Raw genomic sequence first — 12,249 nt, forward strand, 5'->3', positions numbered from 1 at the left:
CCGGTGTTTTCTTGTATAAAAACGAATTTGTTACTTCTTGCCTTTTCCCTTATCCAGGAATTTGATAAAATCTTCAGTGCTTGAATACCCAAGCGGCGGTACGATTGTCTTGCCTTCTGAGTCTACGATCACATAATAGGGCTGAGCATTATTATTGAATTTTGTGATTTCCAGATCCATGTTCTTGTCGCCGATGGTGGTTTTCATTTCATCATCGTAGGTCGATTTATAGTGTTTTTCTTTCGGTAATTCTTTCTTATCGTCTACATACAGAGATGCGATCACAAAATCTTCTTTGAGTCTTTGTAATACCTCAGGTTTCGACCAGACATTCTCCTCCATTTTACGGCAGTTGGCACAGGCATAACCTGTAAAATCGATCAACACCGGTTTGCCTACTTCTTTTGAATAAGCCAGGGCATCTTCAAATTCAGAGAAACCTGATAAACCGTGAGGTATAGGCCTCATTTTGTCGTTTTTAGGTCCATCTGCAGCGGCAGAAACTTCTGTGGTCGGGATCGGAGGCAAAATACCCGATAGAAGTGCCAGCGGTTTACCGGTTACCCCGGTAAGCATATAAAATGAGAGTCCGAAAAATATCAGCGAGAAGAAAATCCTCTGCCAGCCATACTTCTCAACTTTACTGTCTTTCGAAAGCCTGATAAATCCAAGAATATATAATCCCACCAAAAAGGCTATCAGGATCCAGATGACCAGGAAGATGTTACGGTGGATCAGGTTCCAGTGATAGGCCAGGTCAATGTTGCTTAAGAATTTAAGGGCCAGTGCAAATTCCAGGAACCCGAAAACTACTTTCAATTCGTTCAACCAGCCACCTGATTTCGGCAGGTTTTTAAGGAACTGAGGAAACATGGCCAGAGCTGTGAAGATGATCGCAAACGGCAATCCGAATGCCAGCATACCATATAGTGGTCTCCAGACCTCACCCTGTGCGGCAAGGATCAAGAGTGAGCCTACAAAAGGAACGGTACAACTGAAAGAAACTACTACGAGCGTCAAAGCCATAAAGAAGATACCGATCAGACCACCTTTGTCTGACATACGGTCTATTTTATTGACAGCTTCGTGTGGCAATACGATCTCAAAAGCCCCGAGCAGGGAAATTCCGAATAATATGAATATGAGAAAGAATATAAGATTCGGTATCCAGTGGGTGCTGATGAAATTCAGGAACGGAGCCCCGAAAGCCATGGTAATCAAACCCATCACACCAAAAATAGCCATGATGGATAATCCGTAAAAAACGGCTTTAGACCTGCCATTCGACTGTTTAGTAAAGAAACTGACGGTCATCGGCATGATCGGGTAAATGCACGGCATGAAAATAGAAGCGATACCCGCTCCGAAGGCAAGCAGCAGGAACTGCCATAAACTTTGAGTTTCTTCCACAGGTTTTTCTGATTCAGTAGTTGAGATTTGAGTATCCGTTGCTTTTTCAGCGGTGATGGTGTCTGCTGCGACAGCTGTGCCGTCGGTTACAGCTTTGGAAGTATCTTCAGAAACAACAGGTTCATCTGTTTTAACCGGGCCAGCTTCTGCAGCTTTGGCCTGAATGTTAAAACTGAATTTTTCTTTGCCGTTGATACATTTTCCGTCGGCTTCTGTACAGGTCTGAAACTCAATATTGCCGGAAATAACGGCATTCTCTTTTAATATCTTTACTTTTTGTGTGAATAAGCCTTTCTCTTTGAAATAAGTGACATCGCCCTGCCATATTTCATCAAATTTCTTTTTCGGATGCACCGCCTTGATTTTACCCAATAACTGATAGGAATCATTTGGAGTAAAAGTCATGGTAGTAACGATCGGGCCTAAGTCCGGATCAAAGTCTGAAGAGTACAGATACCATTTTTTGTCGATAGTGGCAATAAACTGAAGTTCTATGGTTTCACCGACTTTGGGATTTTCATTGGCAGCTTTGAAAGACCATGTGGCGGGTTTTTCGATCTGGGCGTAAGTCTGAAAAAACAGGAAGGAAAACAAAAAGACGAATATATAACTCAGTTTATTAAACATATCAATTGGTTTTTGTACAATTATTAACGTAATCAGGCTTAAAAAGGATGTATTTTATCAAAACAAAAAGCTATCCGAAAATATTCCATTCCGGATAGCTTTCTTGTTAAATTATCTGAAAGCCTCAAAAGCTGAGATTAAGCTTCTTCGCTTTCGATGATGTTGATCTTCTGAATTTTATCTCCCTGACGGATTTCATCAACGATATCCACCCCCTCAACGACCTTACCAAAACAAGTATGGTTACGGTCAAGGTGAGCGGTATTGGCACGGCTGTGACAGATGAAGAACTGAGATCCTCCGGTGTTTCTGCCACGGTGAGCCATCGACAACACGCCGCGGTCGTGGTATTGGTTACCTCCGTTCAGTTCACATGGAATGGTATATCCCGGACCACCTGCACCGGTTCCGGTCGGGTCGCCACCCTGAATCATGAAGTTAGGGATCACACGGTGGAAAGTTACGCCATCGTAGAATCCTTCTTTTGAAAGTTTGATAAAGTTTTCAACGGCCAAAGGAGCATCTTCGTGATAGAATTCGATCAGCATCGTGCCTTTGTCTGTTATCATTTCTGCTTTACGCATAGTTGTTCTTTGTTTTAATTTGCGGCAAATTTAGTCAAAAATATCAGAAATTTAAGAAATCAGTTTCTTTGAAATGACCATTCAGGGCAATTCTGGCTTTCGTTTTCTCAATGTTCTGCATGATCGGAATGATTTTTTCCAGATGAACGATGAGCATTTTCTGTCTTTCCTGTTCGGTTTTGGTTATCAGGAGCTTATATTCCTCTTCCAGCGACAGGCCTATTTTGTGGGCAATCCTGAAACTGAAAGGTTGATGTGTACTGCTCAGATAATTCACGGGGGTGTTGATGGTGAGATAGAATTTCTCCACAAGATTCAATAATTCATGAGAAATTTCCTCGCTGATTTCTTCGTGGTTGACATAACTGATTTCCCCGCCGGCGTATAATTTCCCTTCCACCGGATTATGAAAGTCGATGATCCTGAAAATCCTGAGGCCCTTGGTGCGGATGTCCATTTCACCGTTTGGGTAAGTCCGGACAAGCTGCGTTACCGTCATTTCTGTTCCGTATCCCTGCAGCTTATTGTTAAAATAAGAAGGGATTCCAAAAGTGGAGTTTTGTTCAATGCACTCATTGATCAGTTGCTTGTACCGGGGCTCAAAAATTTTCAGATTCAGGTCTTCATGAGGGAAGGCCACGATATTCAGAGGAAAAAGTGGAAGCAGTAACATAATCTGACTATTCAAGTTTATCCAAAGTTAAGAAATTTTATTAACTTTGAAATCAATCGTTTCGCAAACTCTGTCAAACATGAATTATAAAAATATCCTTAAGTTCAGCGTCCACCTGAACACCAGCCGGCTTTGTTTTCTCTTTTTCACAGGAATGATTTCAGGACTGATGACAGACTTTAGTTTCAGTTTTGAAGATGTTAAATTCATGTTCATTCTTTTCGCAGGGACAGCGTTTTTTGTTTTGCGGGATTTTAAAGAAAGGTCCAGGTTTTCGAAGATTTTTATCATGATTTTGCTCGGGCTGTTTACTTCTTTTTCTTTTAACGATGCAGAACCAAGACCCTCTTTGTGGGCCAGATCGACGGAAACAACCTTAACGCAGGCGAAGGTGGATTCGTTGATAAAATCCCGTCAGCAAACAGGAAAAGCGATGGAGGGTAAGAAGGAAATTAATCCTAAGGTGACAGCTTCTATTCTTTTCCTTTTATTGTCTCTCGTTGGGCTTGGGTCAATCTATATGACGGCTGTGGCTACGATGGTCAGCGTCGTTATGTTTTTCTTCTTCCTGGCTCTCGGGATTTTTGCCCTGGCCGGGGCCGTATATTTTCTGCACAGAATTTTCAGGAAAGAACCTTTCAAGAAACGCCTTGAACGGACAAAGGCCGATAATAAAAGGGAGAGCAAGATTTACTTTAAAATCGTAAAAATGACCCTGTTGTTTATATTGATTGTGGGACTCTTAGCTTTAGGCGGACTGTTTTTTTACTAGGTTTGTTGATATTTTGTTTTAACTTTGGATACTTGGTTTTCAGATTGTGGCTGAGATAAAACCTCGGTCTGCTAAACCTGTTATTTCAAAAGCACTTACCACATCCGGCCATGAATTTTTTTAAAAACACACCTTTCAACCTCCGGCATCTTTTGTTTTTTTTGCCCGGATTTGCCTTGCCTTTGTTTACTTATACTTTTGAAGAGGTAAAGTTCCTCTTTCTTCTGGTCCTTGTAACGGTTTTGTACTTGCTCAGAAATTTCAAAAAATACCCGCAGTTTTCGAAAGCAGTTCTGATGATTCTGCTTGGTGTATCCGCAGGAATGCCGGTGAGGCGGGATATGCATCCGGAAATTGAAGCTTCGCTCTGGGCCAGGTCTTCTGAGACTACCCTGAGTACAAAAAAACTGGATTCACTTATCCAGGCAAATCAGGTTCATCAGAAAGTAACCAGGAAAAAAGAGGTTAAGGAAGAAAGTAAAATCAAGCCAGGAATAATATCCGTTTTGCTGGCTTTTCTGATGTTTATTGTCACCTACGGGTTTTTCTATCTCACCATCGCCTCCATTTTTGGCAGTGCTTTCTGGTTTATATTGTTTGCCATCCTGGGTATTGCTTCTTTTTCGGGGGTGCTGTATTTCTTATTCAGGGCTTTCAGGAAAAAGCCTTTTGTAAAGCGGTCTGAACGCACAAAGGCAGGTACAAGGAAGGAATGGCTGACGTATTTAAAGATATTTTTGGTCTTGCTGGGGGCTGGTATTGGCTTGGCTGTACTGTCGGTTACAGGAGCTTTCTACTGAATGAAACCCGGTCAGGAGCCGGTCTCTTTTCTCTCAAAATTGATAAAAAACTCCGCTCCGAATCGCTGATAAATGGAATTGTGACAGGTTTCGAGAGTTTTAAGGTTAAAATAAGGCCTGAACAACTGCTGATATTCTTCTTTATCTCCGCCGAAAGGAGGCCCTTCAGGGAAAGGGTGATTAAACAACAAGCCACTCAGTTTTCCTCCGGGCTTAAGCAAACCGGACATTTTTCTGACGTACTCCTCCCTCATTGACGGGTCCAGGGCACAGAAAAAGGTCTGTTCGATGATGAGATCATAGCTGCCCTCATGCTGAAAAAAGTCCTCATGAATAATCCGGCAGCAGCCCGCTTCGCAGAAGTGCTTAAACTTGATATTGAGTCGCTCAGTCAGTATTTTTGAAATATCGATAAGGGTAATGTTGACAAAACCGTTCTCAAGCAGATAGGCAGCCTCGTGGGCATTGCCACAGCCGGGGATCAGTATGGACATGTTTTTGTCTTCCAGCTGGTCGAAATAAACTTTAAGGGGATTAGAGATCGTCCCGATGTCCCAGCCGGTTTGTTGGTTGGCGTATCTTTCTGACCAGTATTGGTCGTCTAGTAATGGTTCAGGTGTCATATGGTTAAGGGATTTAAATGTGATTTTGTTTATAATAATACGAACAATCCGGCCAAGGTGTTCTAAAATTTTATTTTCCGGTCATTTTCTATGGATAATCCAGAATTCACCCCGGAGATATACCCTGTCCGGAAGTCTGTCCTTCGTCCGGGCGGGCTTCTTCCTTTTTCAATCCTCCTTTTTCCTTTCCTCCTTATATAATATTCAGAAAATAATAAATAATTAGGTTTATTTTATAAATTTGAGCACGATCAAACATACTAAAAAAACCGGAATGAAATTTTTGAAACATTTTTGGGGACTTGCACTCGCAGCAGGTTTACTCTATTTATTAAATCAGTCATGGGGCACCGTCCCTCCTTTAGGAAAACTCTTCAGCCCGTTCCAGGGTTTTTTACAAAATACCGAACAAAAAGACACCGGGGGAGACCTTGAAATGCCTTTGAAAGGCTTGAAAGGCGAAGTAAGTGTCCGCTATGATGACAATGCGGTACCACATATTTTTGCACAGAACGACGACGACTTGTTTTTTGCCCAGGGATATGTTATTGCCCGCGACCGTCTGTGGCAGATGGAGTTTTATACTATGGTTTCTTCAGGAAGGCTAACCGAAATCGTAGGAGAAAGGGCTCTTGAGTATGATCGCTATAACCGTAAAAGCGGCATGGCCAATTCTGCGAAGAAAATAGCTGAAAACCTTAAAAAAGATCCGCTTTCCAGCAGTATTCTGGAAGCTTATTCAGCAGGGGTGAACGCGTACATCGCCCAGTTGAGTTATAAAGACCTGCCGGTAGAATATAAAATTCTGAATTATAAGCCTGAACCGTGGTCACCTTACAAAACCATCCTGATGCTGATGAACATGAGGAACACACTCAGCGGCGGAAGTAATGATTATCGTTTAACCAATGTCGTATCCAAATACGGACTGGATGCTGTCAAAGATTTGTTCCCGGATTATCCTGTTGACGAGTCTCCGATTATACCGGTGGGAACCAAATGGGAATTTACGCCGCTGCAGACACCTGCTGTTCCTGAAAAGATAATGGCCCTGCCTGACAACGGGCAGGTAGCTCTGAATATTCCTGAGCCAAGACCGGAAATAGGCAGTAACAACTGGGCTGTGGGAGGTGCAAAGTCTGCTACAGGCCTGCCCATTCTGGCCAATGACCCTCACCTGGGTCTGAGCTTACCTTCTATTTGGTATCAGATGCAGTTGAGTTCTCCAAACATGAATGTATATGGTGTAGCCTTGCCGGGTTCTCCGGGTATTGTGATCGGTTTTAATAAAGACGTGGCCTGGGGTGTAACCAATGTAGGTTCCGATGTCCTGGATTTTTATAAAATCAAATTCAAGGATAAAACCATGAAAGAATACTGGCACGATAACCAGTGGAAAAAAACAGAGCAAAGAATTGAGACCTTCGTACTGAAAGGCGGCAAGGTCATCTCAGACACGCTTTACCTTACGCACCACGGACCGATCATTTATACAGAAAATAAAGAAACGGATTTTAATAAGAATGCCCCTGCAGGTCATGCCATGCGGTGGATCACCAACGAAACCGACGGAGCCGATCTGCTCACTTTTTATTATCTGAATAAGGCTAAAAACTACGATGATTACCGCAAAGCCCTTACGTATTATACTGCTCCGGCTCAGAATTTTGTCTTCTCCAGCAACCAGAACGATATAGCCATTACCCCGAACGGCAAGTTCCCGTTAAAATGGAAAAATCAGGGTAAATATATCCTGGACGGGACGCTGCCTTCTCAGGACTGGCAGGGATGGATTCCGAAAGACCAGAATCCGACGGTTAAAAACCCGCCGAGGGGATTTGTCAGTTCTGCCAACCAGTTTTCTACTGATCCCACCTATCCTTATTACTTAGGCTGGAGATTCGCCCCTTCTGAAAGAGGGATGAGGATCAACGAAAGGCTGGAGGCCATGACCCAGGCCACCGCAGACAGCCTGAGAAGTGTTCAGAATGACAATTTTAACCTGGCTGCCAGACGAATTTTACCGGCGTTGATTGCTTCGCTGAAAAAAGACCCCCGGATTGCCAAATACGCCGGATTCTCAGAAATTGAAAACTGGAATCTGAAGAATGACGCCGGTGAAGTGGGGGCGACCATTTTTGAAAGATGGAGAGAGGAGCTGAACCGTGCGATATGGAATGATGAGTTTTCTCCGGACAATAAGATGCTGTACCCTTCAGATGACAGGACTTTTGAGATGATCAAAAAAGAACCTGCCGCCAGGTGGTTTGACAACCAGGATACTAAAGACAAGATAGAAACAATGGATGAGATCATCGGTTATAGTTTTAAAGCGGCCATCGATTCCCTTACCAAACATAATGGCAGCATCGATCCGAAGAAATGGGCCTGGAGTAAAGTGAAAAGTACGGATATCAAGCACCTTGTTCCTGCTTTTCAGTCTTTCAGCCGGATGGATATTGACAATGGCGGAGGCAAAAGCATTGTCAATGCCACTACTGCCACTACGGGCCCTTCGTGGAGGATGATTGTTGAACTGGACAAATCCTGGCCACGCGGTTATGGTTTGTATCCGGGCGGTCAATCAGGTAATCCCGGCAGTATATATTATGACAACATGATAGACAAATGGGCCAAAGGCGAACTGAATACCCTGTTGTTCCTGAAGAACAAAGAGGAGAAATCAGACAAAATCAAAAAGCAGATGGTGCTTAAACCTCAAAACTGAAACTTTTAAAAGAGAAAAATTATGTTGTATATTCTGATCATTATCATTGGCGGTATCGCCTCGTTTTTTGGCCCGTGGTGGGTGGTGGCACCGGTGTGTTTTGCTTTGTGCTGGTGGAAAGCCAAAACGGCAAAATCTGCTTTCGGGGTTTCGGCCCTGGCAGCGGTTACTTTGTGGGTGGGCTATTCCTTGTACCTGAACGCCGTTTCTGAAGTAAATATGTCTGATAAAATCGCAGGAATATTTACCGGAGGAGCCGCTTCATTGGAGAATATTCCTAAAATAGGGATCATCATCACGATAGTAACCTTGGTCTCAGCACTTAGCGGAGGTTTTGCCGGAATGGCGGGTGTTCAGGTCAGGAATTTTTTTAAAGCGTAAAAAGGATTTTTTTATAAAATATTATTATCCCTATATTTGTCGTTCGAATTGAGAAAAAATAACAAAATATCATTAATGAAAAGAATCAGCATTTTATTTTTAGGCTTATCGGTCGCTATCTTGAGTTGTAACAAAGCCGCAGACAGCGGTAAAACCGGAACAAGTCAGCCTTCAGGAAGAATTGTTTATGTGAATACAGATACTCTTCTTAATAACTATGAATACTACAAAGACGTTGTAAAAGAATTTGAAAACAAAAGATTTGCTCTTGAAAACGAATTACAACGCAAAGGTCAGTCATTCCAGAATGAAGTAGCTTTGTTTCAACGTCGTGCCCAGGCCGGCGGAATGACCCAGGAGCAGGCTCAGACTACCCAGCTTCAGCTTCAGAAAAAAGAGCAGGATATCATGTTGTATCGTGACAACGCTGCCGGAAACCTTGGTCAGGAACAAGCTAAGAAAACAGATCAGTTGTTGACTAACATCCAGGATTACCTTAAGAAATATAACAAGTCTGATAAGTATGACATGGTTATCGGATATTCGAAAGGCGGTGGCGTACTTTACGCTAAAGAAGATCTCGATATCACCCAGGATGTATTGAAAGGACTTAACGAAGAATATAACAAAAACAAAGGAAGTATTTCTGCAGACACTACTGCCAAGAAATAATAGTATCCAGAGTTCTATAAAAAGCATGGCTGCACCGCAGCCATGCTTTTTTGTTTTTCCTTTTCTCAGTCTGCCTTCCTTCGTTTTCCTTTCTCCCTTTTCCTTTCTCCTTCTCCAATAATAAAAAAGTTATTCTGGTATTTTTTTATGATTTGTCTTACTTATTTTTAGATTTGTGAATTCAACCTGATCATATCTAAACCTAGCCCGATGAACCAACTACAACCTACTGATTATTTAGTTTTTTTTCTCTATTTTCTTGCTGTTTCCGGATACGGATATTGGGTATATAAAAGGAACAAGCCCAAAGAAACCAACACCAAAGACTTTTTCCTGGCCGAAGGTTCCCTGACCTGGTGGGCCATCGGGGCATCACTGATCGCCTCCAATATTTCTGCAGAGCATTTTATCGGCATGTCGGGCTCCGGATTTGCGATGGGACTGGCCATTTCTTCGTATGAGTGGATGTCGGCCGCTACGCTTATTATTGTAGCGGTATTCTTCATCCCGATTTATCTGAAGAATAAGATATACACCATGCCCCAGTTGTTGTCCAAAAGATACAACGATACGGTAGCGACTATCATGGCTGTTTTCTGGTTGTTGCTGTATGTCTTTATCAACCTGACCTCTATTCTGTACCTTGGCTCACTGGCAGTTGAGACCATCACAGGCCTGCCGTTTACTTACTGTATGTTTGCCCTGTCTCTTTTTGCTATTTTTATCACTTTGGGTGGGATGAAAGTGATTGGCTATACAGATGTGATCCAGGTGGTGGTATTGATTCTTGGTGGTTTGGCCACCACTTATCTGGCCCTGAATATGGTTTCGGACAAATTTGGCGGAGATGGTATTTTTGACGGATTATCTTTGCTTAAAACCAAAGCCGACGACCACTTCCATATGATCTTTTCGGAAGGGGATAAATACTATTATGAACTTCCGGGCTTGTCTATCCTGATTGGCGGGATGTGGATCAACAACCTCAACTATTGGGGATGTAATCAGTATATTATTCAAAGGGCTTTGGGGGCAGATCTAAAAACCGCCCGTAATGGTATTCTTTTCGCGGCTTTTCTTAAGCTGATGATCCCGTTGATCTGTGTGGTTCCGGGCATCGCCGCTTATGTATTGTTTCAGAACGGGGAGCTGCAGCAGCAAATGACCGATATCAACGGCATTGTTAAACCTGATCATGCTTATCCTTCACTGATGAACCTTCTGCCCCTAGGCTTGAAAGGCCTTGCTTTTGCGGCCCTTACAGCGGCCATTGTAGCCTCACTGGCCGGAAAGTGTAACAGTATCGCGACGATCTTCAGTCTGGATATTTACCAGAAGATTCTGAATAAAAATGCCAGTGAAAAGAAAACTGTGATGGTGGGCAGATGGGCCGTATGGGTATCTTTTGCCATTGCATTGTTGATCACCCCGCAACTCAGGCACCTGGAACAGGCCTATCAGTTTATCCAGGAATATTCAAATTATATTACCCCGGGAGCTTTCGCTTTATTTTTCCTGGGCTTGTTCTGGAAAAAGACCACTTCCAATGCAGCCATTACCGCAGCTGCCCTGGCCTTGCCGTTGTCCCTGATTTTCAAGTCGCTTCCGGACATGATCGGCATAGCCCCGATACCGTTCCTGAACCGTACGGCGTGGGTATTTGGTATCCTGGTGGTTTTGATGGTCATCATATCACTCATCGAAGGAAAAAGGAAGAAGGAGAACAAAGGTTTTGAAATTGACAAATCGATGTTCCGGGTACCTCCTTCGTTCATTGTGATTTCCATACTCATCTGCGGTGTTCTGGCGGCCTTGTATACTGTTTTCTGGTAAAAAAGACGCTGAAAAATACCAAATACAGGCACTTGCTGATATCAGCTGTATGCCTGAAGTATGGAATATCATAACCCGGAGAATATCAGGCTGATAGCTGAAAACAGACGGCTGAAAAGCTTCATATGTTTTTTTGCTCATAAAATTTAATTTATTCAATAATTTATCTATATTTGATACGTTTTTGACAAAGCTGAAGTTAAAACAGGAATTATTTCATTTAAACAGACCGTTTGGAAAGCATGGAATTTACGCCGAAAGAAATTGCCCCGTTAGCCAGTATTGAAGATTGGGAAGAGGATGTGATCATCCGTTATCCTGAGCCGCATACAAGGGCCAAAGAAGAATATCGTAATTATGATAATCCGGAAAGAGATACTGTCCGTGAGTTTTACCGTTTGAATCATAAGTTTCAGACCTATGATTTCGTAAAACAAAAACAGGCTGAGTTTTTGAAATTCGACAGAACTGAAATGCCCATCTGGGATGCTTTCGAGTTTCTTAATACGCTTGTAGATGACTCAGATCCTGATACTTCCCTGGATCAATGGCAGCACCTGTTGCAAACTTCAGAAGCTATCCGTGCCGATGGTCATCCTGACTGGTTTGTGTTAACAGGCCTTTTGCATGACATGGGTAAAGTGTTGTGTCTGTTCGGTGAGCCTCAGTGGGCTGTCGTGGGCGACACCTTCCCGGTAGGTTGCAAACATTCCGATGCTATTGTTTATCCTGAGTATTTTGAAGCCAACCCGGACTCAAGAGACGAGAGATACAATACCAAATACGGTATTTATGAGCCGAATTGCGGTCTCAGAAATGTGGATATGTCGTGGGGGCATGATGAGTATCTTTATCAGATGACTAAAGATTATCTTCCTGAACCTGCTCTTTATATGATCCGTTATCACTCATTCTATGCTCAGCACAGAGAGCATGCTTATGATCACTTATTAGACGATCATGACCGTGAAATGTTTGAGTGGGTGAAGAAATTCAATCCTTATGATTTGTATTCAAAACTTCCGGTACCACCTGATACCGAAGCTTTGAAGCCTTATTATAAAGCATTGGTAGCGAAATATCTTCCGGCTAATCTGAAGTTCTAAGAAGTAAGTGAATATATAAAAATAGCCGTCTGGGTTTCCC

11 protein-coding genes are annotated in these 12,249 nt (G+C 42.8%); 7 read left to right on the forward strand and 4 right to left on the reverse strand.

Annotation, left to right across the window (positions count from 1 at the left end; translation table 11 throughout):
* Positions 1-30: 30 nt before the first annotated feature.
* The 3 genes from GVN16_RS20470 to GVN16_RS20480 all read right to left on the reverse strand — a co-directional run bounded on the left by GVN16_RS20470 (position 31) and on the right by GVN16_RS20480 (position 3,294).
* Positions 31-2,037 carry a cytochrome c biogenesis protein CcdA gene (locus GVN16_RS20470; RefSeq protein ID WP_166565808.1) on the reverse strand — a complete coding sequence of 669 codons (2,007 nt, stop codon included), beginning with the start codon at positions 2,035-2,037 and terminating at the stop codon, positions 31-33.
* 137 nt (positions 2,038-2,174) lie between these two features.
* Positions 2,175-2,621, reverse strand: a complete 447-nt coding sequence (locus tag GVN16_RS20475; RefSeq protein ID WP_166565809.1) for a peptidylprolyl isomerase — start codon at positions 2,619-2,621, stop codon at positions 2,175-2,177.
* Between the two features lie 43 nt (positions 2,622-2,664).
* Positions 2,665-3,294, reverse strand: coding sequence for an LON peptidase substrate-binding domain-containing protein (locus tag GVN16_RS20480; protein ID WP_205748933.1), 630 nt, complete (start codon positions 3,292-3,294; stop codon positions 2,665-2,667).
* 79 nt (positions 3,295-3,373) lie between these two features.
* Between GVN16_RS20480 and GVN16_RS20485 the strand changes: the two genes are divergently transcribed.
* Positions 3,374-4,066: a hypothetical protein gene (locus tag GVN16_RS20485; protein ID WP_166565810.1), complete on the forward strand. Its 693-nt coding sequence runs from the start codon at positions 3,374-3,376 to the stop codon at positions 4,064-4,066.
* Positions 4,067-4,176: 110 nt separating this feature from the next.
* Positions 4,177-4,866: a hypothetical protein gene (locus GVN16_RS20490; protein ID WP_166565811.1), complete on the forward strand. Its 690-nt coding sequence runs from the start codon at positions 4,177-4,179 to the stop codon at positions 4,864-4,866.
* A gap of 11 nt (positions 4,867-4,877) precedes the next feature.
* Here GVN16_RS20490 and GVN16_RS20495 read toward each other — a convergent pair whose 3' ends face one another.
* Positions 4,878-5,489 (reverse strand): methyltransferase, encoded by a 612-nt coding sequence (locus GVN16_RS20495; RefSeq protein WP_166565812.1) that lies wholly within the window; start codon positions 5,487-5,489, stop codon positions 4,878-4,880.
* A 274-nt stretch (positions 5,490-5,763) separates the two neighbouring features.
* Between GVN16_RS20495 and GVN16_RS20500 the strand changes: the two genes are divergently transcribed.
* The 5 genes from GVN16_RS20500 (at position 5,764) to GVN16_RS20520 (ending at position 12,209) form a co-directional block, all read left to right on the forward strand.
* Entirely contained in the window at positions 5,764-8,217 is a 2,454-nt protein-coding gene (locus GVN16_RS20500; RefSeq protein ID WP_166565813.1) for a penicillin acylase family protein, read from the forward strand.
* A 21-nt stretch (positions 8,218-8,238) separates the two neighbouring features.
* A complete protein-coding gene (locus tag GVN16_RS20505) occupies positions 8,239-8,598 on the forward strand; it encodes a hypothetical protein (RefSeq protein WP_166565814.1) in 360 nt (119 codons plus the stop codon).
* Positions 8,599-8,673: 75 nt separating this feature from the next.
* Positions 8,674-9,270 (forward strand): OmpH family outer membrane protein, encoded by a 597-nt coding sequence (locus GVN16_RS20510; protein WP_166565815.1) that lies wholly within the window; start codon positions 8,674-8,676, stop codon positions 9,268-9,270.
* Positions 9,271-9,480: 210 nt separating this feature from the next.
* The gene (locus GVN16_RS20515; protein ID WP_166565816.1) at positions 9,481-11,103 is read left to right on the forward strand and encodes a sodium/sugar symporter; all 1,623 of its coding nucleotides are present in this window, start codon (positions 9,481-9,483) and stop codon (positions 11,101-11,103) included.
* Between the two features lie 242 nt (positions 11,104-11,345).
* Positions 11,346-12,209, forward strand: coding sequence for an inositol oxygenase family protein (locus tag GVN16_RS20520; RefSeq protein ID WP_166565882.1), 864 nt, complete (start codon positions 11,346-11,348; stop codon positions 12,207-12,209).
* Positions 12,210-12,249: the final 40 nt, after the last annotated feature.

It is taken from the genome of Emticicia sp. CRIBPO (genome assembly GCF_009905725.1).
Lineage (GTDB): Bacteria > Bacteroidota > Bacteroidia > Cytophagales > Spirosomataceae > Leadbetterella.